This window comes from Bacteroides sp. 2_2_4, from assembly GCF_000157055.1.
GTDB lineage: Bacteria > Bacteroidota > Bacteroidia > Bacteroidales > Bacteroidaceae > Bacteroides > Bacteroides ovatus.
This window is the reverse complement of the sequence record NZ_EQ973363.1, coordinates 163,951-189,806: the sequence shown is the minus strand read 5'-3', so window position 1 is coordinate 189,806 and position 25,856 is coordinate 163,951. Positions and strand designations below refer to the sequence as shown.

23 protein-coding genes and 1 pseudogene are annotated in these 25,856 nt (G+C 37.2%); 1 reads left to right on the top strand and 23 read right to left on the bottom strand.

Features of this window, described 5'->3' with window-relative positions; genetic code table 11:
• Positions 1-81: 81 nt before the first annotated feature.
• The 5 genes from BSCG_RS08765 to BSCG_RS08785 all read right to left on the bottom strand — a co-directional run bounded on the left by BSCG_RS08765 (position 82) and on the right by BSCG_RS08785 (position 6,063).
• The gene (locus BSCG_RS08765; protein WP_008776607.1) at positions 82-1,197 is read right to left on the bottom strand and encodes an ABC transporter permease; all 1,116 of its coding nucleotides are present in this window, start codon (positions 1,195-1,197) and stop codon (positions 82-84) included.
• 77 nt (positions 1,198-1,274) lie between these two features.
• A complete protein-coding gene (locus BSCG_RS08770; protein WP_004309268.1) occupies positions 1,275-2,378 on the bottom strand; it encodes an ABC transporter permease in 1,104 nt (367 codons plus the stop codon).
• 2 nt (positions 2,379-2,380) lie between these two features.
• Complete coding sequence (locus BSCG_RS08775; protein ID WP_004309269.1) at positions 2,381-3,850, bottom strand: ATP-binding cassette domain-containing protein; 1,470 nt, start codon at positions 3,848-3,850, stop codon at positions 2,381-2,383.
• Positions 3,851-3,881: 31 nt separating this feature from the next.
• The gene (locus tag BSCG_RS08780; protein WP_004325720.1) at positions 3,882-4,787 is read right to left on the bottom strand and encodes an HlyD family secretion protein; all 906 of its coding nucleotides are present in this window, start codon (positions 4,785-4,787) and stop codon (positions 3,882-3,884) included.
• A gap of 16 nt (positions 4,788-4,803) precedes the next feature.
• Positions 4,804-6,063, bottom strand: coding sequence for a TolC family protein (locus BSCG_RS08785; RefSeq protein WP_022199077.1), 1,260 nt, complete (start codon positions 6,061-6,063; stop codon positions 4,804-4,806).
• Between the two features lie 161 nt (positions 6,064-6,224).
• On the opposite strand from BSCG_RS08785, the gene BSCG_RS08790 reads away from it, so the two are divergent.
• Entirely contained in the window at positions 6,225-7,121 is an 897-nt protein-coding gene (locus tag BSCG_RS08790; RefSeq protein WP_004300016.1) for a helix-turn-helix domain-containing protein, read from the top strand.
• 3 nt (positions 7,122-7,124) lie between these two features.
• Here the strand turns inward: BSCG_RS08790 and BSCG_RS08795 are convergent, their stop codons facing one another.
• The 18 genes and pseudogenes from BSCG_RS08795 to BSCG_RS08880 form a co-directional block, all read right to left on the bottom strand.
• Positions 7,125-8,171, bottom strand: coding sequence for a mannose-1-phosphate guanylyltransferase (locus tag BSCG_RS08795; protein ID WP_004325717.1), 1,047 nt, complete (start codon positions 8,169-8,171; stop codon positions 7,125-7,127).
• 503 nt (positions 8,172-8,674) lie between these two features.
• Positions 8,675-11,113 (bottom strand): GumC family protein, encoded by a 2,439-nt coding sequence (locus BSCG_RS08800; RefSeq protein WP_004309274.1) that lies wholly within the window; start codon positions 11,111-11,113, stop codon positions 8,675-8,677.
• A gap of 9 nt (positions 11,114-11,122) precedes the next feature.
• Entirely contained in the window at positions 11,123-11,917 is a 795-nt protein-coding gene (locus tag BSCG_RS08805) for a polysaccharide biosynthesis/export family protein (protein ID WP_004309275.1), read from the bottom strand.
• A gap of 12 nt (positions 11,918-11,929) precedes the next feature.
• Positions 11,930-12,922 (bottom strand): NAD-dependent epimerase/dehydratase family protein, encoded by a 993-nt coding sequence (locus BSCG_RS08810; protein ID WP_004300024.1) that lies wholly within the window; start codon positions 12,920-12,922, stop codon positions 11,930-11,932.
• A gap of 31 nt (positions 12,923-12,953) precedes the next feature.
• On the bottom strand, positions 12,954-14,198 hold the full coding sequence (locus tag BSCG_RS08815; protein ID WP_224262691.1) for a glycosyltransferase family 4 protein: 1,245 nt from the start codon (positions 14,196-14,198) through the stop codon (positions 12,954-12,956).
• Positions 14,199-14,205: 7 nt separating this feature from the next.
• Positions 14,206-15,306 (bottom strand): DegT/DnrJ/EryC1/StrS family aminotransferase, encoded by a 1,101-nt coding sequence (locus BSCG_RS08820; RefSeq protein WP_004309278.1) that lies wholly within the window; start codon positions 15,304-15,306, stop codon positions 14,206-14,208.
• 7 nt (positions 15,307-15,313) lie between these two features.
• Positions 15,314-15,829: an acyltransferase gene (locus BSCG_RS08825; RefSeq protein WP_004300033.1), complete on the bottom strand. Its 516-nt coding sequence runs from the start codon at positions 15,827-15,829 to the stop codon at positions 15,314-15,316.
• A gap of 12 nt (positions 15,830-15,841) precedes the next feature.
• Positions 15,842-16,957 (bottom strand): glycosyltransferase, encoded by a 1,116-nt coding sequence (locus BSCG_RS08830; protein WP_004309280.1) that lies wholly within the window; start codon positions 16,955-16,957, stop codon positions 15,842-15,844.
• Complete coding sequence (locus tag BSCG_RS08835; protein ID WP_234116470.1) at positions 16,954-17,979, bottom strand: hypothetical protein; 1,026 nt, start codon at positions 17,977-17,979, stop codon at positions 16,954-16,956. The genes BSCG_RS08830 and BSCG_RS08835 overlap by 4 nt, the downstream gene beginning before the upstream one ends.
• Positions 17,980-18,124: 145 nt before the next feature.
• Positions 18,125-19,417 (bottom strand): glycosyltransferase family 61 protein, encoded by a 1,293-nt coding sequence (locus BSCG_RS08840; protein ID WP_004309282.1) that lies wholly within the window; start codon positions 19,415-19,417, stop codon positions 18,125-18,127.
• 8 nt (positions 19,418-19,425) lie between these two features.
• Positions 19,426-20,925: an O-antigen translocase gene (locus BSCG_RS08845; RefSeq protein ID WP_004300040.1), complete on the bottom strand. Its 1,500-nt coding sequence runs from the start codon at positions 20,923-20,925 to the stop codon at positions 19,426-19,428.
• 16 nt (positions 20,926-20,941) lie between these two features.
• Positions 20,942-21,601: an acetyltransferase gene (locus BSCG_RS08850; RefSeq protein WP_004309283.1), complete on the bottom strand. Its 660-nt coding sequence runs from the start codon at positions 21,599-21,601 to the stop codon at positions 20,942-20,944.
• Positions 21,598-22,020 carry a sugar 3,4-ketoisomerase gene (locus BSCG_RS08855; RefSeq protein WP_004300044.1) on the bottom strand — a complete coding sequence of 141 codons (423 nt, stop codon included), beginning with the start codon at positions 22,018-22,020 and terminating at the stop codon, positions 21,598-21,600. The genes BSCG_RS08850 and BSCG_RS08855 overlap by 4 nt, the downstream gene beginning before the upstream one ends.
• A complete protein-coding gene (locus BSCG_RS08860) occupies positions 22,017-22,421 on the bottom strand; it encodes a sugar 3,4-ketoisomerase (protein ID WP_004300047.1) in 405 nt (134 codons plus the stop codon). Before BSCG_RS08860 ends, BSCG_RS08855 begins: the two co-directional genes overlap by 4 nt.
• A 5-nt stretch (positions 22,422-22,426) precedes the next feature.
• Positions 22,427-23,491 carry a dTDP-glucose 4,6-dehydratase gene (gene rfbB, locus BSCG_RS08865; protein ID WP_004309284.1) on the bottom strand — a complete coding sequence of 355 codons (1,065 nt, stop codon included), beginning with the start codon at positions 23,489-23,491 and terminating at the stop codon, positions 22,427-22,429.
• Positions 23,492-23,495: 4 nt separating this feature from the next.
• Complete coding sequence (gene rfbA, locus BSCG_RS08870; protein ID WP_004309285.1) at positions 23,496-24,383, bottom strand: glucose-1-phosphate thymidylyltransferase RfbA; 888 nt, start codon at positions 24,381-24,383, stop codon at positions 23,496-23,498.
• 1 nt (position 24,384) lies between these two features.
• Positions 24,385-25,497 (bottom strand): MraY family glycosyltransferase, encoded by a 1,113-nt coding sequence (locus BSCG_RS08875; RefSeq protein WP_008776601.1) that lies wholly within the window; start codon positions 25,495-25,497, stop codon positions 24,385-24,387.
• 66 nt (positions 25,498-25,563) lie between these two features.
• Positions 25,564-25,856 (bottom strand): annotated as a pseudogene (locus BSCG_RS08880) (transcriptional regulator); the annotation flags it as partial.

The window sequence follows — 25,856 nt, the reverse complement described above, 5'->3', positions numbered from 1 at the left end:
TGTTCACCGGAAACGGTGATAAGAAGTAATAAAACAGCTCTTTCCCTGAAAAGGAAACGAGCTGTTTTTATATTATTATCCTTAGTTATTCTTCCGATAACTAATCACTGCCCAACTATTAAACACTACTGCAAAAAACAACAATACTCCAAACTGTGGCAGTAAATCAAAGAAACCACTCCCCTTTAAATACACCATTCGCATCACTTCCATAAAATACCTCAAAGGATTGAGCCTGGTTATTATTTGAGCCCATTCCGGCATACTGCTAATGGGAGTAAACAAACCACTCATCAAAATTACAACCAACAAACAGAACCACATAACAAACATAGACTGTTGCATCGTTGCCGAGTAGTTGGAAATAACAAGTCCGAAACCGGACATTACCAGAACGAAAAGAACTGCGAAAAAGTAAATCAATAGAAAATGACCGACCGGCACTATGCCATAAATTAACCAAGCTAATATGAAACATACAGTCAGCACCACAAAACCAATCAACCAGTAAGGCAGGAGCTTTGCCAAAATAAAGATAAACTTCGGAACCGGCGTCACATTGATTTGCTCAATCGTTCCTACTTCCTTCTCGCTAACTATATTCAATGCAGGCAAGAAACCACAAATCAAAGTTAATAACATGACCATCAATGCCGGAATCATATAGAGTTTATAGTTCAGATTCGGATTAAACAACCCCTGTGTATCAATGCCTATCGAAGGGAAAGCACCGGAGACTGTAGCAGTTGCAGGATATTCCGAACGCAGCTCGGCTGCATAATCATTAATAATAGAAGATAGATAAGAACTCCCCAGCCCTCCTTTTGTCCCATTCACAGCATTGGCTGCTATCAGTATGTGGGTATCTTCTCCATTCATCCAATCCCGTTCCAGATGCCGCGGAATTTCCATCACAATATCCGCCGTTCCAATTTCAATATTCCGTAGGCCTTCTTCATACGAAACCGGCACTTCCACCAGACGGAAATAGGTAGAGGCGGCAATCTTATTGACTAAACGTTGTGAAATAGCCGAATGGTCATTATCCACAATATTCAGCTGTATATTCTTGATTTCCAGATTTACCGCCCAAGGCATCAACAGCATAATCATGCATGGAAATACAAGAATCAATTTCGGAAGAAACGAATTGCGAAGCAATTGTTTAAACTCTTTTTCTATCAGGAACTTTATCATAAATAATTCTTCCATTTATCAATCTGCCCATTAGCACACTGTATAGTATTCATACAACCAATTGGCATATCGACATATTATTCCAATCTATACTTAAATTTCTTGATACTGATCGTAATAAGTACCGTCGCCATCAATAACAAGATACCAATCTCTTTATACACCAATGCAACTGGTACTCCTTCAATCATCAGTTTACGCACAGCCTGTATATACCAACGTGCCGGAAGTATATCCGAGATCCATTGAAGTATCACCGGCATACTCTCTATAGGGAAAATCATGCCCGATAAAAGCATTGTGGGCATCATCAGCATCAATCCGGAAACCAGCATGGCCGCAACCTGTGTACGTGTGACTGATGAAATCAATAAGCCCAATGCCAAGGATACGAAGATAAACAGCAAAGATACGGTGATTAACCAGAACAAACTTCCTACCACCGGAACATCCAACACAAAGACCGAAAGCAAAAGGATCGTTATCAGATTGACAAACGACAGCACAAAATAAGGTACAGCCTTTGCCAAAATAATAAATAGCGGCTTCACAGGTGAAACCAATAATACTTCCATCGTGCCTGTTTCTTTCTCACGAACAATGGAAATCGAGGTCATCATGGCGCAAATCAGCATCAGGATCAAGCCCATCACTCCCGGAACAAAGTTATAAGCACTCTTCATCTGCGGGTTGTAGAGCAATTTGATATCAGGAGTCAGGCGGGCAGCCGACATATTCGGGGGAATCATCTCCTGGCCTACCATAGAAACGATTCCTGTCGCATAATTAACTTGCGAAGTCGACATATTGGGATCTGTTGCATCTACTATCAGCTGTACACGAGCATCACCCGTATAGAGATCATCCGCAAACCGTTCGCTAAAGACAATCGCCATATCAACTTCATTCTTTAGGAAAGCAGCTTCCATTTCCTGGGGCGAATGAAAACGTGCAGTAACGGTGAAATACTCACTGGCATCCAAACAATCAATTATTTTTCGCGTTACCACATCATTAGAAGGATCGAGCACCGCCAACCGAACATTCTTCACTTCCGTGCTGATAGCAAAACCGAATAGAATAATTTGCACGACAGGCATCCCCAACAAAATCAGCATGGTTCGCCGGTCACGGAAAATATGATAAAACTCTTTCTTTATAAAAGCTATAAACTGTCTCATAATCAATCTGCTTTGCGCACCGCACCGCGGGCTAATTTCTGAAAAACGTCATCCATCGTTTCCGCACCGAATTGTTGTTTCAGACGGGCAGGTGTATCAAGTGCTTTAATCTGACCGTCCACCATGATAGATATCCGGTTGCAATATTCCGCTTCATCCATATAATGGGTAGTGACAAACACGGTAATACCCTGATCAGCTGCCTGATAGATCAATTCCCAGAACTGTCTTCTCGTAGCAGGATCTACTCCACCGGTCGGCTCATCCAGAAAAACGATTCTCGGTTCATGGAATATTGATACTGAAAAAGCCAATTTCTGTTTCCATCCCACCGGAAGGCTCTTCACCAGAGTATCCCGTTCGGCAGTAAGCTCCAAACGATCCAACAATTCTTCTGTCTTCCGTTCTATCTCTTGTTCCTTCATGCCATAAATTCCGGCAAACAGACGGATATTCTCCCACACTTTCAGGTCTTCATATAGCGAAAACTTTTGGCTCATATATCCGATATGTTTCTTAACTTGTTCGGCCTCCCGGTAAATATCATATCCTGCCACCTTTCCGATGCCTGATGTCGGTTTACTTAATCCGCAAAGCATACGCATAGCTGTCGTCTTTCCTGCTCCATTAGCACCCAGAAAGCCAAATATCTCGCCTCGATTCACCTGAAAGGAGATATGATCTACTGCAGTAAAATCTCCAAAACATTTTGTCAACTGTTCCACTTCAATGACCGGAGCTACTTCATGCTTCACTTCCTCCCGCTCCAAAGAAGGAGGGCAAAGGATAGACGCAAATTGATGAAGAATACGTTCCGGGGTATCAATGCCATGAATCTGTCCATGATTGATGAAAGCAATCCGGTCACATTGCCGGGCCTCATCCATGATAGGAGTAGAAACGACAATGGTAATACCCTGTTCCCGTAAGTTTCGGAGCATTTGCCAGAATTCCTTACGCGACACGGGATCTACTCCGGTAGTAGGTTCATCCAGGAATAAAATATCCGGTTTATGAATCAAAGCACAGCTCAATGCCAGTTTCTGCTTCATACCACCTGACAAAGCCCCTGCCCTTCTTTTCCTGAACGGTTCTATCTGTTGATAGATATCTTTAATTAAATCATAATTCTCCTGAACTGTCGTATGGAACACGGTAGCAAAAAACTCCAGATTCTCTTCTACCGAAAGATCCTGGTAAAGTGAAAAACGACCGGGCATATATCCCACCTTCGTACGAATCTGTTTATAATCCGTTACCACATCCAGCCCGGCAACTATGGCCGTTCCTTTATCCGCCAGCAACAAAGTAGTCAGAATACGGAATAAGGAACTCTTACCGGCACCATCAGGCCCTATCAGCCCAAAGATTTCTCCCCGTTCCACAACGAAAGAAACGTCTTTCAGCGCCTCCACTGTTCCATAGTTCTTGCCGACTTCTTTCACAACCACTATGGGTTCTTCCTTTGCCATTCCCTTGCGTTTAATTTTTAATCTTCAATTTTTAATTTTTCAATGTCACTCCTCCGTACATGCCAATCTTCAATGCTCCGTCATTCTTCACGGCAATTTTCACTGCATATACCAGATTAGCACGTTCGTTTTTCGTCAAAATCGTTTTGGGAGTGAACTCCGAACGGTCGGAAATCCAGGTCACTACCCCCGGATAAGCTTTCTGCTCCGAGTTTCCATAATCAGCATACACAGTTACCTCATCTCCCAGTTTCACTTGCGACAACTGTTCGGAGGTGATGTAAGCCCTCAAATACATGCGATCCACTTCAGCCACTTTAAACAGCGGTTTACCTATTGCCGCCAATTCACCGGCTTCTGCATATTTTGCCAATACGGTACCTTCAATAGGCGACTGGACATGACATTTAGCTAATTGATCCTCCATCTGTGCAACTTGTATGGCAACCGAATTTCCTTGTTCTATCAGGCTGTTCGTACTATTCTGCAATGACGATTCCTGTGCGACAAGCTGCCTTTCAAGCAATTTGACTTGTGCGTCCCAGTCGTCCAACTGTTTCTGATTCGCCGCTCCAGCGGCAAGCAGGTTTTCCACGCGTTTCTTTTCACGTTCTGCTGTTGCTATTTGCTGTTTGGTAGCAGCTATCTGTTTAGCAAGATCCGGACGTTGGCTTTCCACTGATTTCATACTGGCCTCCAGTTGTAATTTCTTCAAATACAATTGCACCGTATCCACCAGCCCAATCTCCTCACCTGCTTTCAGTCTTGTTCCCTCTTCTACCTCCAGTCGCAACAGCTTTCCGGCAGCTTCGGCAGAGACTATCACTTCCGTGGCTTCAAACGTGCCGGTTGCATCATAGCCGGGTATTCCCTTACCACAAGCAGCCAACATAATCAATGCCACTCCATACATTCCTATCTTTGTCATTCGTTCCATATCTAAAGAAGTTATATTAATCATTCGTAGTATATTTCAATTGATAAATTCCCATTAACCGTTGAATTTCATGCAACGCTTTCGACTGACGTGCCAAACTCTCATTGGTCAATTCCCGAAGCATCTCGGTCACCGTCAATGTTCCATTCGCCACTTTGGCCTCTGCCGATTTGCGAATATTGGTACGCAAACGGATAATCTCATCATCATCCTGCATTTGCTTTTCCAATGATTGGATGGCCTGATCTTGTTGTGTCATCTCCAATCTTGTATTAAACAGAAACACATCCCGGTTATTATCCAATTGCCGGCGTTTATTTTCAATTACCTTCCGGTCATTCTTCAAGGTATACAAACTACCAAAATTCCATGAAAGGCGAACACCCGCAATATAGTAGGGAGAAAATTCATTTTTCAGCATATTCAATCCGGGGTTTCCATAAGCTCCCTGCACGAATAATCCGAACTGTGGAAGATGACGCACATTCAAAGCTTTCTCCTGTACTTGCAATCCTACTCCTTGCGCATTGAACAAAGATAATTCCGGACGACGAATCTCACCGACAGCCGAAATGTCATCTTGAGGAACAGGTTTCTCCAAAACCGTTTCCTGCGACAATTTCTCTCCTACCAAAAGTGAAAGCATCTTCAAATACGCCATACGCGATGAAGCCAGTTCAACTCTTTTCTGCTTTGTGTTCAACTGCTCCACTTTCACAGCATCCAAATCGGCCTGATTGGCAATGCCATTTTCTACGTAAGCAGTAATCTGGCGATAATTTCTCTCCAGTTCATCTTGCAACAATGCATTCTGTTTCAGTTGCTCGTCCAACAAAAGAATCCCAAAATAAAGGTCATTTACACGACTATTTAGCGCATACATATCCACATTCAGTTTTTCTTTCTCTATCTCCGCTTCCGCAGTCGTTTGTTTCTTCTGCATCCGGATTCCTCCACCATCCCAGATTTTCTGTTGTAACTCCAACATCACCTGATACTGATCTTTCGGCACTCCTTTCAAATCCACTCCGGGAAGCTTCACCGGAATTTCCGTTACCTCACTCTGATAAGAAGCTTTAGCCGAAAGGGCAAACTGTGGCAAATATCCTTTTGCCGCATTCTCAAGATTATATTCCTTTGTTTTCTCCACCAAGCCATACTGATGTACCAACGGATAATTTTCTTGCGTCTTCCGTTGACATTCTTCCAACGTTATCTGCGCATTTATTCCCGATACAAACAATAAAAAGGAGAAACTGAAAACCATTCTTTTCATACACATCATTTCTTTAATTTCTTCAAAAGACAAAGATAGAGGTTTCAAAGATACGTTCACATTCCGATAGTTAGTAAAAATGTTCCAATAGTTCGATAAAGAGAAAGAATAAAAGGCTATTTGCTGATTTTTATTATCTTTGGCGGAAAAAACAGATAAAGATGGAAAAGAAAATACCATTAAATATAGGTCTCGAAATCTTAGAAAATCCGGATATCGTCCGATTTAACGAATTTCGTTTCATATCTCCGCATTTCGGATTCGTAAACAGCTTCGCCAAAATAGAATCCAATCTTATCACAATAGATCAACCTTATCGTATCAAAGAGGGACGTATCGCAGTTATCAAACAGGGATATGCACGCGTATTAATCAACCTGATAGAAGAAACTTTTCAGCCGGACAAGCTACTATTAATTGTTCCGAATTCCATTCTTCAGATTATAGAAGTCTCTCCGGATTTTGATATGCAGATGGTAGCCATGGACGCGGAATTTCTTTCTATAGCCGGAAAAGACAATTTCTTCACTCATCTCTCACAGTTACAGAAAAACCTCATATTATCTCTGACCTCACATGAATACGACTTGTTTAAGAGTTATTTTGCTTTAATATGGAATATATTACAAGAACCGACGTTCCGACGGGAAGCTATTCAATATCTACTAATCAGTCTTTTGTGCAATATAGAATATCTTGTCAAAAACAACAATCAAAAAGAACAGAGCTGTCAGACACATCAGGAAGAGATTTTCCAGCGTTTCATTTCTTTAGTCAATGCTTATAGCAAGAAAGAACGTAATGTTAGTTTTTATGCGGATAAGCTATGTCTCACTCCTCGTTATCTTAATACGATCATCCGCCAAACCAGTCAACAAACAGTAATGGACTGGATAAACCAGTCCATTATATTAGAAGCTAAAGTATTGCTAAAACATAGCAATCTGCTTGTTTATCAAATTTCTGATGAATTGAACTTCCCTAATCCTTCTTTTTTCTCGAAGTTCTTTAAGCGAATGACAGGAATGACACCACATGAGTATCAATTCTCGAAATAAATTTTATTTCGAGAATTCCTTAATTCTTTGCTCTTCTTCCAGCTTGCAGATCAATAATGTGTTATCTTTCTCTGCAATGATATATCCATCCAAGCCTTGAATGACTACTCGTTTTTCTTCGCTGGCATGCACAATACAATTTTTACTTTCGTACAAACGGATATCGGTTCCTACGGTTGCATTTCCAGACTTATCCTGTGGAAGCAAACCGCGAAGTGCTCCCCATGTACCCAGATCTGACCAACCAAAAGAAGCGGGAAGTACATAAATCTCCTGTGCTTTCTCCATCACTGCATAGTCGATAGAAATGCTTTCGCAAGTAGGGAATAACTTCTTGATTGTTTCATTCTCTTTCTCTGTATAGAAATCGGGGAAAATGCGATCGAAAATTTGTGCGATGCCCGGAGCATATACACGCATCACGGAAGTAATAGTACGCACATTCCATACAAAGATTCCCGCATTCCAGAAGAAATTGCCTTCTGCCAGATACTTTTCGGCAGTCTCTTTATCCGGTTTTTCCTTAAATGCATCTACTGTATAAATCTCTTTATCTGTCTGGAGCTGATCGGCAGCAGCAATATATCCGTATCCGGTTTCCGGACGAGTTGGCCGGATACCTATCGTTACAATAGCGCTGCCATCATCTGTGAAACGAAGGGCTTTCTCCATCACTCTACGGAATTCTCCCGTATCAATGACTAATGCATCCGAAGGAGTTACTACAATGTTAGCATTCGGATGTTTTTTCTTGATCTTCCAGCAAGCAAAAGCAATGCAGGGCGCAGTATTGCGCGCACAAGGCTCCGCCAAAATATTACTTTCCGGAATTTCCGGCAACTGCTCCCGAACAATATCAATGTATTTTTCAGAAGTTACGACCCACATATTTTCCCTAGGGCAAACACCGTCGAAACGGTCTGCCGTCAACTGAATCAGCGACCGGCCACATCCCATTACATCAATAAATTGTTTAGGACATTCCGGAGTGCTCATCGGCCAAAAGCGGCTCCCTATGCCACCAGCCATTATTACAACATGATTATCCATACCTGTTATTCTCCTGTTAAAAAAATATTCTTTAAAATAGGTGTGCAAGGTACTTCAAAATGTCCAAAACAGCAAATAAAAATAAGAGTATTTGTAAGCTCCCGATAAAGTACCAATATTTATAATGAAGAAGTATTCAATATAAAAACGGAAGACAACAAAAGTGCTGTCTCCCGTTTTGAGTTGTATATTATCTAGTGATAATATCATTTCAAATATCAACGATCTTCACAGACAGTTGATATAATAGAAATCACATCGGATTTACACCGACATGAGGGCATTGATCAGGAATACACCGCCGTACATTTCCTGACCACAAAATGTAGGGTGCTTCATATGTGTAGCATGAAGTTAGGGACCTACATGTTCCATCTCACTTTTGTGTAAAGTATTAAAAGTACTCTATGACATTATTAACTTAAAAAAATCTCGATCACCAATAAAATATATATTGGCGAATTCTATGTCAAAGTTTATTAACCGCTATATTTTGGTTGAATTTATGACTCCTTGTCATGAAAATGTTCTCCATATCCATAACCGTAACCATAGCGCTTACCATAACCATAGAACTTGCCATATTTACCATAACCGTAATAATAACCGTATTTTCTTCTTTTCAGATCCAAACCATTGATTACAGTACACAGGCTAGGCAATTTATCTTTTTTAGCAAGTTCGTTGATCAAAGTATACTCGTTTTTATGAGTATAGTCTGCACGGCAGACATAAACAGACAGGTCAGCCACACGTCCTATCAACAAGGTATCAGTTACCATACCAACAGGAGCTGTATCCAGAATCACATAATCAAAATTCTTCTTAAGAGTTTCAATCGCTTTATCCAGTCCATCACGAGCCAATAATTCGGTAGGATTAGGAGGAACTGTTCCACCGGGAAGAATATAAAGATTCTTACTTACATCAGAAAGCTGTACTAAATCCATCAAGTTCTTTTCCGGATTAGCCAAATATTGAGTTATACCAACTTCTTTTCTCGGAATATTAAATACTTTATTCAAGCCCGGTTTACGAATATCAAGACCAACGATTACTACTTTCTTCCCTAATAAAGAAAGACTAATAGCAAGATTAGCAGAAATGAAAGATTTACCCTCACCACTAACCGTAGAAGTAACCAGAATCACCTTCTTGTCATTTTCAAGCATAAACTGAAGATTCGTTCGGATATTGCGGAAAGTTTCACTCATCAAGTTATTGTGATTCTCAAATACAGCAATAGTACCCTGCTTTTCATCAGTCAATGGAATATCACCAACAATAGGCACACAAGTAAGCTTTTCTACATCAGAACGACCTTCAATCTTGAATTTGGTTAATTCGAGCAGGTAAATAATCCCCACCGGAATTCCGATTCCTAACACTAAAGCAACCAGATAAATTATCTTGCCTCTAGGAGATACAGGAGTATCATCCGCTATAGCGTCATCTATAATCTTCGCATTATTGGCTGTAGCAGCCAGAGTTATCGCATTCTCTTCACGCTTCTGAAGAAGCATCAAATAAAGTCCGGCCTTTATCTCCTGTTGGCGAGCAATACTCACAAACTCACGCTCCTGACCAGGTGCCTCACTAATACGACGGGAATAACGATTCGCTTCACGATCCAAATCTGCCTTTGTAATCAACAATCCACGCAAAACCCTGTCTAAAGATACTTGTACATTCTCTTTCATGGCATGAATACTTGTATCCAAGTTTATAATGGTAGGATTATTCTCCGTTGATGTACGCAGCAAACGTTTTCTCTCAACAAGCACATCATTATAACGGTTGATGGCAGCCGCAAGATTCACATCCTGCAATCCGATATTACTAGGTAAAACCTCATAACCTTCATTTTGCATATATTTTTGCAAATCCTGCAGCAAATTAATCTGGGTTTGATTCTCCACACGCTTCTTTTCATATTCAGCACTACCCGTCAAAGCTATTTGTGCATCACTGGTCAAATCCGTAATACCCGCCCCACGTTTGAAACTTTCCAGATCCTTTTCCGTACTACCCAGTTCTTTAGAAATAATACTAATACGTTCATTGATAAATTCTGCTGTTTTCTGTGCCACTTCATTCTTATCATTATTCGTATTGATATTATACATCTCCAATAACTTATTGATAAAATCCTTGCCGCGTTGTACATTTGAGTTTTTCAATGATATGACAGCCACAGAAGTGGTCTTGGAAGTAGGCTCAATAGTCATATTTTTGCAATACCCTTTCGCTACAGCCAAAGGCTTATTAATTGTTGCTGTAATATTACGTGTAGTCTTTTCTGAATCTGTATTTTTTTCCAATATTTTTTTAGATAATACAGAATCCGGTGTCAGGAAAAAAGCCAATGTTCCTTTATCGGTAGGAAAAACAGCCGGTAACTTTTCGAAATGTTTCTGATATTCATCATCGCCAAGCTTCACATTCACATCCAGACTTCCTTGTGGTTGCAATATCATCTCCACAATTATCGGTTTCTCCAATAAATCGGCCTCCTGCGGAGTCATGCTCACTTGTACAGGTGAAGTTTTATACATATTCCTGGAAAGAAATTCATCCTCATCCGTATAAGAAATATAGAGGCCCAAATCTTCAACCACTTCTTTGACGATAGTCTTGGAACGGAGCACTTCAATCTCGTTATCAATATTCTGTGAAGAAGACATCAAACCATCCAATCCCAAACTCTCTAGCCCAGAAAGCATTCCGGCACTACCTCCCTTTTTATCGTCCTTTATTAAAACCGTAGCAGATATGTTATACACAGGAGTAGCTATATACAAATAGACCCATGCTGTAATCAAACATACCACAACCGCCCCCACAAACCAAGGCCAATGGAGCAAATACTTAAACAGCAGTTCCTTGACATCTATACTTTCTTCCTTAGGCTCTTGTGTTCCGTTGAATTCTGTTTCTTTCATTGCAAATCGTTATTTTAAGATGTTTACTAATAGGCTGACAACGGATACCAAGATAGAGGTAGCGGAGAACCAGAGGCTGGTACTATTGCCCACATCAGAATTTCGAGCCTTTGCTTTATTGGGAGTTATATAAACAATATCATTCTGTTGTAACCAATAGTAAGGTGAAAGAATCGTTTCGGCATTATTTAAATCCAAAGTGACAATTTGCTGTTTGCCATTTGCGTCCTCACGAATCAGCTTCACATTATCACGAAGACCGTATACCGTCATATCACCAGCCATGGCCAATGCCTCCAATAGATTCACCTTCTCATTAGAAATAGTAAATGTACCCGGTCGAGCAACCTCTCCAATGACTGATATCTTATAATTTACCATACGTACTGTAACAATAGGATTTTCTTTCATATAAGGCTTCAATTTATCAACGATTAACTGCTCTGCCTGTTTCTTTGTAAGCCCTCCAACTGTCAGTGCTCCTAATACTGGAAAAGATATTTTCCCTTCATTGTCAACCAAATATTGTTGTAACACAGGCTGAGTAGTAGTGTACTGTATTGATAAATTAGACGGGCTGGCAATTGTCAAGTTAAAGGGTGCAGCTAGTTCCGGACTGGTACACGAAACCACAATTGTCAATAAATCTTTCGGCATGATCTTTGCATCATAAAGAGTTTCCTGCTGAGTAGCTTGATTGACTGCTTCCACGTCTTGCAAATAAGGTACCTTTTTATAAGATTGACATGCTGCTAATAAAAAAGACAACAATATCACACATATTAGTTTATTTACTTTTTCCATATTCTTATCATCTTATTCACTTTTAAAAGTAATATCATCTGTAGGGGGGTATATAAATTCAAACTCTAAAGTTCTTGCCAGCCCCTCTCCTAAAGAATAAGGAGCTTTAAAAACAGAAGAATGTATTTTAGCAGCATCAAATTCAGTTGTTGCACAAAACTTCTTCACACGCACAGAACTTACTGCCAATTTCTTACGAGTAATGCAAGCAAATATATCAAAACAATATCCTCCTATCATGCCCAACCAATAAGGGAAATGAGTAGCCGGAATATGTTTATTCATAACTTTGCTCACATGAGCCACTAGTTCATTCATTGTAAAATCCGGCTTGTCAACATAATTAAACACATTATAACCTGTCCGAACCTCATCAATCATGTATTTTACAAAAGCAACAACATTACCGACATAAGCCATTGACTTTTTATTGTTTCCAGAACCAATCATTAGAAACTTTCCACTCGCAATTTGCTTTAATAAATTGTACACATTGCCTCTGTTACGTTCTCCAAAAATGACTGTTGGACGAATAATATCAATATTCCAATCCGGATGTAACTTATACCATTCATGCAAAATTTGCTCTGCCTGCCATTTACTTTTCCCATAGTGATTAAACGGATCTGCCGGATATTCTTCATTTGGATTCTTTTTATTTAGACCATATACTGCAACAGATGAAAAAAAAATGATTCGTTTTATATTATTTTTCTCCATTGCTTTTAATGTCTTTTCTATACCACCTACATTTGTATCATAATAAAGAGATACCGGAACAACATCATCCCGATGCTGTGCTGCTAATAAAACAACACATTCAGCCCCTTCCAATTTCTTATCTAAATAATCCTGATCACGTACATCACCAATTGCTGTAACTTCTGGAAAGAAACGACTTTGTTGCAAATCAATATTCAACATCTCATATCTTTGTGCTTTTTTCAAAAGTGTAATCAAACGAGTCCCGACAAAACCTGACGCACCAATTAAAGTTATTTTCATGTTTTTTACTAATTATCTTTTTACTAACAATTTACAAATTACAGACATCTTTAAATTTCACGCATAGTTTCGCATAATCATATTTTTCGGCTGCTTTTTTCGCTTTATTACATATTGTCTGATACTCATCAGAAGGCAAGTTTTTAAGCGAAAGTATAGCAGCGGCATAATCCTGCGGATCAGTTAACTTACAGTCTATGCCGACACCCTCCTCTAATATGATACTGTATGGCATTCCCACATTACAACATAATGGTTTACCACTTGCCAGTCCCAAAAACATCTTATTCATACTGCCACCATACTTCCCGAAATTAGTAGAATAATTCAGAGCATTCACATCTGCTTTTGAAAGTATATATGGCACATACTCAGGTGATGTCCATTTTGCTTTAAATTTTACGTTTGTAATCTGTTGTTCTTCACAATAATGCTCTAAAAAAGCCCTATCCTCACCATCACCATAAATCAAGACCTGCACACTATTATTCTGCAATATTTTAGCTGAATCTATAAGCAGTTTAAGATTATTTGCCAATCGAATGCTTCCCAAATAAATAATATTGAAAGTTTTATCGTTTGCCAAATCAAAATCTTCTATTTTGTATCTTTGCATGTTAACATTAAACTCAGACAAATCAATACCATTATTTATATAATGCAATTTATTTAAATCAATTGTCCCCCCCTGATCACTATCCCATCCGTTTTCTCTCACATAATTAACTGCACCAGGCATAGAAAAAACAACGTTGTCTGCTTTACTATAAATATATCGTTCTAAACAATAAGCAATTTTCACGCATGGATTATTTTTTCCCAATAAGCCTAAGCTTACGAATGAATCAGGCCATAAATCTGTAACATCCACAATATATTTTGCTTTTACCTTTTTAGCAAGTTGATAAATTGGAATATCAAAAGGAATACGAGATGTATGAATTATCACATCCGGTTTCTCAAATTGTTTTCTATGGATGAATAATTTAACCGCAAACCTAAAATATGATATAATCCTTCTTATCCCATTAGTAGATCCACAACCTGCATTTACTAAAACAAAAGGGATATTATCATAAGTTTTCTCTTCAAATGTCTTATTAGAGTCAGACAAACATAAGTTTCTATTGTGAACATAACTAGAACAAAACAATTTCACATTATAGCCTTCTGATTGAAAATATTGTGCCAACTTTATTGTTCTCAAATGAGTGCCATAAAATTCAATAGGTGCTGCATCTTTATTTATGAACCAAATAGTCTTTTTCTTCATCATAAGATTATTACTTCCAAGCATTCAACACTTTTACAACCCTTTCAACCTCTTCCATAGATATAACAGGACTCATTGGAATACTCAATTCTTCAGCATGAATCAATTCTGTAATTGGAAAGCTAAGATCATTCCATTCTTTATAGCATTCTTGTTTATGAGGAGGAATAGGATAATGGATATTAGTTTGAATATCATTCTCTGCTAAATATTGTTGCAAGCCATCACGATCTGCACAACGAATTGTAAAAAGATGAAATACATGTGCATTCCAATCTTTCACAATTGGCAAAATAATCGCTGGATTCTCAATGTTTTCTATATAATATTTTGCAACTTCTTTTCTTAATTGTATATCATTATCAAGATAACGGAGTTTAACATCAAGAATAGCTGCCTGAATTTCGTCAAGACGACTATTACGCCCTACATATTGGAAAACATATTTCTTTGCAGATCCGTAATTAGCAACCGACCTTACTATATGTGCCAACTCATCATCATTCGTTGTCACAGCTCCTGCATCCCCTAATGCACCTAAGTTTTTACCCGGATAAAAGCTATGCCCTGCAGCATCGCCTATCGAGCCTGTCATTCTCCCATTAAATTTGCAGCCATGTGCCTGCGCATTATCTTCTACAAGCTTAAGATTATATTTTTCACATAATTCTCCTATTTTCTCAGTATACGCACACTGACCATAGAGATGTACTATAAGTATAGCTCTTGTACGAGAAGTTATAGCTTTTTCAATCTTAGAATCATCAATTTGATATGTTTCCAGATTGGGTTCAACCAACACAGGAATGAGTCCGTTCTCAGTAATGGCTAAAATAGAAGCAATATAGGTATTTGCAGGAACGATAACTTCATCTCCAGGTTTCATTATCCCCATTTCAATATAAGCACGGAAAATCCAAATCAATGCATCAAGGCCGTTAGCACATCCTATAGTATATTTAGTACCAATATATGAAGAATAATGTGTTTCAAACATTGCATTTTCTTTGCCTTGTAAATACCACCCTGAATCAACGACTCTCAATACTGCTTCATGAATCTCTTCTGCATATTTTGCAGTAACTTTCTGTAAATCTAAAAATTTAATCATATCCGTTTTATATTTTATGTTTAACTCCATTTTTATCACACATATTTAAGTCCAGAGCAATACCATCTTTAGTGATATACCCTTTTTTACATGCAGGATTACCAAACCAAATCTCATGTGCCGGAACATTTTTTGTAACAACACTTCCTGCCCCGACAAGAGCGTACTCACCAATAATCAATCCTCCCATTATTGTAGAATTGGCTCCGATCGAACAATGTTCCTCAAGTGTCGTCATTAAAAATTCACTTGGATAGACTTTTGAACGAGGAATCAAATCATTAATAAAAGAGACATTTGCTCCGATAAAAACATTATCTTTTACTCTTAGACCATCCCACAATTGTACTCCTGATTTTACAGTAACATTGTTACCTATAATAACATCATTCTCTACAAAAACATGGGCACATAAATTGCAGTTACTTCCAATAACAGCACCATTTAAGATGACACAAAATTGCCATATAGTAGTCCCGTCACCAATTAATTTACTTTGACAGTCAGCCAGTGGGTGTATCATATATTCCTCGCTTTATATATTTGTTAATACTTCAATGTATAGTTTAGCCTGACTTTCCCAGTTATACTCTTCTAAAACTGCTCGCCGACCATTTTGCCCCATCTGATAAGCCATTTCCTTATTTTCAACTAAATATTGAATAGCCTCCTTTATTTGCTGCGAATTATGTGGATCAACACAAATTCCACAATTATATTTTTCTACAATTTCACGATAGCATTTCACATCCGAAAGCAACACCGGTAACCCCGCCTCCATACTTTCAAATATTTTCAACACACCAAAAGATCCATTCGGACTGCCTGTCCGACTAAAATCCCGAAGAGTATTACTAATAGTCATTTTTGAAAAAACTGTTGATATCTCTTCTTTCTTAAACGGCCCTGCAAAATCCACATTCTTCCAGTTTGGAAAAGTTTCAAGAACATCAACATATCCTTCTTCAATCACACCTGCAACATAATATTTGATATCCGGCAATTCCGCTAAAGCTTTTAATACTTCTTTTTGACAACTAATCCAATAGACTGTTCCAATATATCCAAGAACATTTTTACGGGATAAATATTCCTCCTTGGATAAAGTAAACCTGGAAGATACAACAGGGAAATTTTTAATAACATAATGATTCTTTATTCCCCACTTTTCAAGGCGATTGTCAGTATCATCAGTTACAGTAAATACAGCATTATATTTCTTTAGAGATGACTTCAGATATTTCTCCATCAGCACTGCAATTACATTACGAGCCATTTTAGGCAAATATGCTTTATCATGAATGATGCCAGGATAAAACTCACGAAGATTAAATACAACTTTATATCCCTTATGTTTCAATTTAACCCCAAGAGATAATAGCTCCGGATCAGAAATTTGGTATACATCTGCATTTATCATCAGTGCTTTCCTATAAAGAAATTTCTTGGTATTCAGCATCCTCTCTATACGCGAGCATGGCTTATAGTTACACGAAATAAACTCAATACCATCAATTGTTTCATTCGGTTCTAAGTCACAAACAACAATAGTAACTTTATAGCCAGCCATTGCCAATGCCTTCCCCTGACGGTCAAAGATCAATGGGTCTTTTCGAGAATAAAGCCCTGTGAGATAACAAATATGCATCATGGATTTAATTTTATATTTTCACGTTTGTCGTGCATTACTATATACATAGAAAATAGAAAGATATAATTAACAGAAAATAACCCAGGACGCTGATATAATGTAGCAAGTAGCAAGGTTATAAATATAAGAATATACCATATGGACTTTATACGATTTAAGGCATAAAGAACAAAGAAAAGCAGGTACATAATACAGACAACAGCTCCATTGGACAGAATTGCATTTCGATAACCAGCACTATCCGAGAAGTTTGCCAACTGTCTCTTATTATCTACCCCCCACCAATATTGACTTGTACCCTGAATAGAATTAAAATAACTTTTTAAACTACTATCAGCCCTATTATCCCCACTGATCATCCCTTGTGTTTTATCATATTCCAATCTATCCCAAATCAACAACCTAGTCATTGTATTTTGCATAGAAAAAACAATTAACAATGCCATTAAAGAAGAGATGAAGAATTTATATACGACCTTGACATTTCTAGAAAATAAAAAACACACTAAAAAAATGGCAGAAAGGACATAGAAAAATAGAGACAATGAAAGAAGTCCAGAAATTAAAATAAATATATTCCTTTTATCCTTCAGATTAAAATTATCTATATACAGCATAAGTCCGGCGATAGTACCAACAACACCCGGCTCATCAAAAGGGCCACAAAATCTTAATGATTGAAAATAAACATCAAGACCTGCCCCTAAATAGTTGGGAATAACTAAAAATGGATATGCAATATAATTATATGTTTTTACAGCATTCAAAGGAGCTATTATTTTTCCAGGGACAGGAATACCAAAGAAAAGTAACAGCCATACCAAAATGGATATTCCAATTATTATAGAATATAACGTTTTGTACCTATCAAACACGTTAACCATAAATCTTTTCGATCCAAAAGGTACTGCTGCCAAAATAATCATAAAAAAGAATCCTATCAGATTACGATTTTGAGAAATAGAAGCTAACAAAAGGGTAAAAACAAAGAAAAACAGATACAGCACATTCAATCTATTCATTCTATAATTCCGCCAGAATAGAATCGCCAATGGGAAAAGAAATACAATTTGCGCATAAGACCCACTTAGACTCCAAGTAAAAAATGGCCTTAGAGTTAACAAAAGTAATATACCTCCTATAAAATAAGTTATGTCATTACTATTTTTAATCCTCATTATAATCAATCATTTTTTTCAGTTTATCAGTGCTGACAATGTAATCAGCATGTAAATCTACTGTACTATCAGAAATACCAGCTAAATACCGCATTTTAACATCGACAATATTAGCAATAGTCGAAAATATTGGAGAATAGTTTCTTATGGATCTAAAACAAATAACCTTACAACCGCTATGACAAAACAATAAATTTGTAAATGCAGCTCCAGAACCACCCACAATATAGTCAGCATTATTAAACAAGGCCATTTGCTCACAAAAAGTGTATGTTTCGGGAGCAACAACTTCAAACCCATATTCTTTAAGTACTCCCCAAACTTCAGATTCATTATAATGCCTCTTTTTTGTACTCTTCCGTGTCAGAAAAATGCGTTTCGGAGTTGCTAAATTAGACTTAAACAAGAGCAATTTATCACGCATTTGCAATGTTAAATGACAATCAAAAACAAACCCAAATAAATGATCAGGATCAGTAATATCTCTATAATGAGGTGCAATAGAATTCACAGCAGAAAGAGAATATAAAGTACCAAATTCTACTATTTCTTTTTCTCCTATAGTAATTATGTCACGTTGGGTTTCATTAAGAATCTCAAAAATCTTTTTAAAAGAATCTATTTTCATTACGATTTCATCGATTATCAACGGAGCATCTTTTGATATGTTTATTCTGTTGAAGACAAGCAGTTTAATGAGAATTTCATACAATTCATGATAGTAATTACATGAAAATTTCCCTGAAAGCATAATTCCAGACTTCAAATAACGACATTTCCCAATACCGCCATCGTTACGTAAAACAGCAACATTATTCTTTAACCGCAATAAAAGCCCATCAAACATCACATAGCGATCGTTCATATTATAACAGAAGTCGTTAATTACACACTTTTCTTTCACATTTAAGATAAAATCGGAATTTCCTTGTATTCTAACACCTTCATGTTTATAAATAAAAATATCTTGCATCGGAACTGATATCAGTTCTTTCTTCAAAGGCTCCAACTCATAGGTTAACTTACTTGTATACCCTACTCTATTAGTAATAAGTGGTATTATAGATGAAGTCAAATGCGATTTCGCATAGACATGATGACTAACAACTTCAAACGGTACAAACGAAACACAACGTAAAACCATATTATTCATCGCATATAAACAATGCCCCCAACTGTTCTTTTTTGAATGATAATAGAGTCTACATGATATACTTTCTATAGCATTTCCGATTCTTTTATTTATTGAATGTTTTATTTCGAGCAATATTTTCTTCATCATCCATCATATTAGTTTTTACGATGTAATTTGTTTATTATAACCTGCCTAATCCCTATCCTACGATCTAGTCCCGTATATGAATAATATGTCGTTAAAACTAAAAACACTGTCACCACTGCGTATCCACTCCAGCCAAACATTAATATTTTGCAGGTAAGGACTATGGCAGTGATACAAGAAAATAGTATAAATAATTTCATTATTGATCTGGTAAATTTGAGATTACATTTTATTCGACAAATGATCCATAGCTGCAAAAAATAGAATCCATATTTAATGAATGATGATATGCCAAGTCCTATTAATCCCCAATAGTAATACCCTATCATATTAAAAATTAATCCATAACAAACTGTAATAAATTCATTCCAAAAGTATACTTTGGAATCACCTTTCGCTAATAAACCATAAGACATACTCCACGCCATGGCTTTAAAAAACATGGCTGCCATTGCCCAATACATCATACCTTCAGTAGGTATAAACTTTGTAGAATAAAGTACTACTACAGCTACCCGTATATAAGCGATAAAAGCAATAATTATTGGAGCAAGCAACAGTAACGAAATCTCAGCCTGCTGATTAATCGCCCTAACAAATGAGTCATTATCCGAAGCTATCGCTGACAATCGGGGATAATAATCTGTTGCCATAGCCGTAAATACCAATCCAACATATGTGTTGACTATTGTAAACCCCGCATTGAACAACCCGACATCATCAATAGAACCCATACGACTTATGAAAATACGAATGAAATAGGAAGCTAATATTGCCAACATACCCTGAAGACTGATCAACACTCCCATCTTCAACATATCTCGCCCTTCAACTTTTATATCCGTAATGGTTATTTCTTCCTTCTCAATCTTTATTTTGCGGGCATATATATAAGACAGGATAAAAATCAAAGCATTCGAAAACAATAAAACAGGGACAATAGCATCTATCTTCCAAAAATAATATAACGGTATGATAAATATTAAACCGACTGCATTGCCAACTACATTGGCCTTCGCCAAATAACGATACTTCCGCATCCCCTGCATTAAAGCATTTTGCCCGGAAGTTAATTGCATCAATAAAACCGAGAATGAAAGTATTATAAAAGCAAAAGTAAAATCTGTATTTCCAAATGTCACTTGACTTAACAATGAAGCTGAAACCAAACAAATCAATGCACCTGTCAATCCGGTAATCCAAACCAATCTCCTAAATACAGAAATAATTAAAGCTATACGTTTAGTATCATTGGCTCCGTTAGCTTCTGCAATATTACGTACGGCACTGGTCCCTAAACCACAATTTGTAAAGGATGAAATCATTGTAATGGTAGAATTAAGCAATCCCATAACCCCCATCCCTTCAGGGCCTAATAATACTGCAGCAAATTTAGACCTGATGATTTGTATAAGTATATTAAAGATTTGAACCCCTCCAAACAATGATGTAGCTTTTAGGCTTTGTTTATACGAGTTTCTGTTTTCAGTGTCCATTGCTTCTGACATTCCTAGTATTATTGAATTAATCTTCCATAATTCTTCTCAAGAATTTTGCAGGTAACCCTACATGTATTTCAGAGTCTGGTATATCATGAGTAACCAAACTTCTTGCTCCTGCCATAGCAAAATTGCCAATCTTTCTCTTTTCTAAAACTGTAGCACCTATAGAAACATCAGCACACTTACCTATAACCACCAATGAACCGGTTATCGAACCCATTGCAAAATGACATAATGGTCCACATTTAACATCGTGTCCGATACAAGTATTGGATTTTACCATTGTCCCTATGCCCAGTTCTGTTCGAGGAGCAATATATGCATGACACATGACCACTACCCCTGGATGAAGAACCACGTTCTCTCCAATAAATGCTGTATAATGTATTATTGTTACTAATCTATCCAATGGAACATTTAGTCTCTTAAACAGTTCTTCTGTCAAGACATTTCGTCCTATCATATGTATTCCCCATATAAAATAATACCCTTCATCGACAAAATGCTGAATTCTATCAGTACCTCCCAAAACAGCATACTCATCTACATTATCTACAAAATCGTTCACAAAACCACAGATTTCAATATCTTCATCGTATCCGTTTTTCTGATTATCTTTTATACAAGCTGCAATAACAGAACCATGTCCATTACCACCAATTATCAATACCCGCTTTTTCATTTTGTATTCTTATACTCCAAGAAATCCTTATATATTCGTATATAATCAGCTTCATCATAAGGCATTGAAGCAAGTACCAGGCACACTGCTCCAGATGAAAAGTTATCCAGTTCTCTCCACATTCCCGGAACAATATATAGACCTTGATAAGGACGATTTAATGAAAAGGTACGTTTCACACTGCCATCATCAACTGTTACATTAAAACTACCGCTAGCAGCTATCACCAGCTGAAACAATTCTTTATGAGCGTGTCCACCACGCGCCTCGCCACCTGGTATATCGTATAGATAATAGGTACGTTTTACTTCAAATGGAACAGTTTTAACATTTTCAACCACAGTGATATTACCTTCATCTCTGTGATGCTTATCAAGCTCTATAATTGTGCAGTCATAGACTGTACTATTTTTACTCATAATGCAGTATTTTTGAAAGTTTCGTAATCACGTATATAATCATTTTCTCCATATGGAGTTGAAGATAATATTAAAGCTAACGAATTAGTAGAAAAATTATCCATCTGTCTCCATATCTGCTTTGGTACGTACAATCCATAGTATGAACGATTCAAATGGATTTTTCTCCTCTCTTTACCATCATCCAAGAGCACATCAAAACTACCGGAAAGTGCAATAATAAATTCCTGATTTTCTTTATATGCATGCCCTCCACGTTTCTCTCCACCAGGGACATCGTATATCCAATATGTCCGTTCTATTTTAAATGGAATATGCTTAAATTCCTCGGCAAAAGAGAGATTACCTCTTTTATCCAAAAATTTTGGAAGATCAATCAACCTACAATCTGATACATTCATAACTTTTATATTTTGTACATACTTTCATAATACTTATTATACTCTCCACTCGCTATATTTTCCATCCATTCGTTATTTTCCAAATACCAGCGAACAGTTTTTTCAATACCTTCCTCAAATTGCAAAGACGGTTCCCATCCTAATTCTTTTTTCAACTTATTAGAATCAATAGCATAGCGTAAATCATGTCCTTTTCTGTCAGCTACATATGTAATCAACTTTTCGGAAGTACCGTCCGGATTACCCAATAACCGATCCACAGTTTTAATGATAACCTTAATTAAATCAATATTTGTCCATTCATTGAAACCACCAATATTATAAGTCTCAGCTATTTTTCCTTTATGAAAAATGATATCAATAGCACGTGCATGATCTACTACATACAACCAATCACGTACATTCTCACCCTTACCATAAACCGGTAAGGCTTTACCATGACGGATATTATTAATAAAAAGAGGTATAAGCTTTTCGGGAAATTGATAAGGCCCGTAATTGTTACTGCAATTGGTAACAATAACAGGCATTCCATATGTATCATGAAAAGCACGTACGAAATGATCACTACCAGCCTTGCTAGCAGAATAAGGACTATGTGGCTGATATTTTGTTTGTTCAGTGAAGAATGTTCCGTCAAAATCTAATGCACCATATACTTCATCTGTTGAAATATGATAAAAAAGTTTATGATCATATCCCGTTTCTGAAGTTTCCCAAGCCAACTTAGCTGCCTGTAATAATGAAAGGGTACCCATCACATTCGTTTGTGCAAAAATAAATGGATCTTTAATACTACGATCAACATGGCTTTCTGCTGCCAAATGTATCACACTATCAATATTATACTGTTTAAAAAGCTGTATTATTCTCTCAAAGTCACAAATATCAGCTTTTACAAAAGTATAATTCGGCTGACCTTCAATATCTTTCAAATTAGCTAAATTTCCAGCATAAGTCAACTTATCTAAATTTATAATATGATACTCAGGATATTTATTCACAAATAAGCGAACAACATGGCTTCCAATAAATCCTGCACCACCAGTAATCAATATATTCCGCTTCATCTTTCTATTTCTCTTTTAATTCATCTATTACATTCATCAAGTATTTCCCGTATTGATTCTTTAACATCGGCTGTGCCAATGCCATCATTTTTTCAGGAGTAATCCAGCCTTTCCGAAAAGCAATTCCTTCTAAACAAGCTATTTTTAACCCCTGACGTTTTTCTATCACTTCAATAAAATTACTAGCCTCTGATAAAGAATCGTGCGTACCAGTATCAAGCCATGCAAAACCACGTCCTAAAAGTTGGACTTTTAATTCTTTAGTATCCAAGAAACATTGGTTTACTGTAGTTATTTCCAATTCTCCACGTGCAGATGGCTTGCTATTCTTTGCTATTTTAACCACTTTATTGGGATAGAAATAAAGGCCCACTACAGCATAGTTTGATTTTGGGTGAACAGGCTTTTCTTCCAATCCTAATACATTACCGTTTTTATCAAATTCCGCAACTCCATAACGTTCGGGATCTGATACCCAATAGCCAAATACAGTAGCTTTGTTTTCTTCTTCAGCCATGCGTACAGCTTCTTTTAGCATATAAGTCAGCCCCTGACCATGAAAAATATTATCTCCTAGTACCAAGCAAACCGAATCATCACCAATAAATTCCTCTCCAATAATGAATGCTTGCGCAAGACCATCAGGCGAAGGTTGTTCTGCATATTCAAAACGGACACCGAAATCAGAACCATCACCTAATAATCGTTGAAAACCAGGAAGGTCATACGGAGTAGAAATTATTAAAATCTCACGAATACCTGCAAGCATCAAAACCGAAATGGGATAATAAATCATCGGTTTATCAAATATGGGAAGAAGCTGCTTACTAACTCCCTTGGTAATAGGGTACAAACGAGTACCAGATCCACCGGCTAAAACAATACCTTTCATTTTAATATAATCTGTTTAAATGTGTGCGCTTATCTCTCACTTTATCCCACCAAAGATTTAAAGCAATCCAGGCTACAATATCTCCTATCAATATCACAGTATTATTCACCCATGGTATCAATAAAATATTTACAACACTAAATGCACAGGATATTAATATTATAATAATCATAGCTTTACGGGGTGTAAATCCCATTGCCAAAAATTTATGATGAATATGATTCTTATCTGGTTCAAAAGGGCTCTTTCCATTACGCAAACGTACCATTACCACACGAATCACATCAAAAGCTGGAATTATTAATGTACTAAAGGCTATAAGAAAAGTACCTTTGGTATTAGAAATTACCTCAGGATTGTTCTGACTATATTTGATAGCAAGAAAACTTAGTATATACCCCAAAGTTAAGCTGCCGGTATCTCCCATAAATATTTTCCGTGCCCGTTCTGCATTACCGAAAACATTATAATAAAAGAAAGGAACTAATACACCTAAGGTACTAAACGCAAGCATACTATACATCCACAGCCCTTTCTCTATAAACAAAAGGCCAAAGACCAAAAGCGCAACACTACTCAATCCTGATGCTAATCCATCAATTCCATCTATTAAATTAATAGCATTAGTAATGAAAACAATGGTCAATATAGTAAAAGGAATACCAATCCAATTTGGAATTGCATATATTCCCAATAACCCATATAAGTCATTTATCCAAAGCTCTGCGATAGAAAAAAAACAAGCACAGAGAATTTGTATCACAAACTTTTGGCGATAACGCACTCCAATAAGGTCATCTGTAATTCCTGTCAAATATAAAAGAGTCAACCCACAGACTAAAAACAAACATTCCAATAAAAAACAAGTTGCATGTAAATCTGAAATATAATATCCTGTTATAGTACGGAATGCCAATACCAAACAACAAGAAAATAATATCGTTGGAAAAAAAGAAACTCCCCCCAAACGTGGAATGGCACATGTATGGATTTTACGTTTATCTGGTATATCAAATAATCTCTTACGAAGAGAAATTAGTAATATGCGAGGTATGACAAATAACGCTATACAGACAGAAATAACAAAAGCTAAGATTATAAATATATAATTCATTCGAATAATTATTTCATGAATAAAGTTTAATATTAAGCCCCATTTAGTTGATGCAATAATTCATTTTTATACAGCAACTTGATTTTCAATCTTTTCCACATACCCAACCGGCATATCCGCACAAGCGCACCCCAGCATATTCAACCGGACAGCAATCTTACTTCTGCCATCCACCGTGACAAGCTCTCCTACAAGACCAGTCAAAGGACCTTTGACAACACGTACTTTTTCACCACGTGCCAAAGGAGCGCTATTCATACAGATTGCCTCTTCGGAATAGTCGAGCATAAAACGGAAACGGGCCATTTGTTCATCAGGAATGATAGTCGGACTACTCTCACCGCGCATTACCATATAAC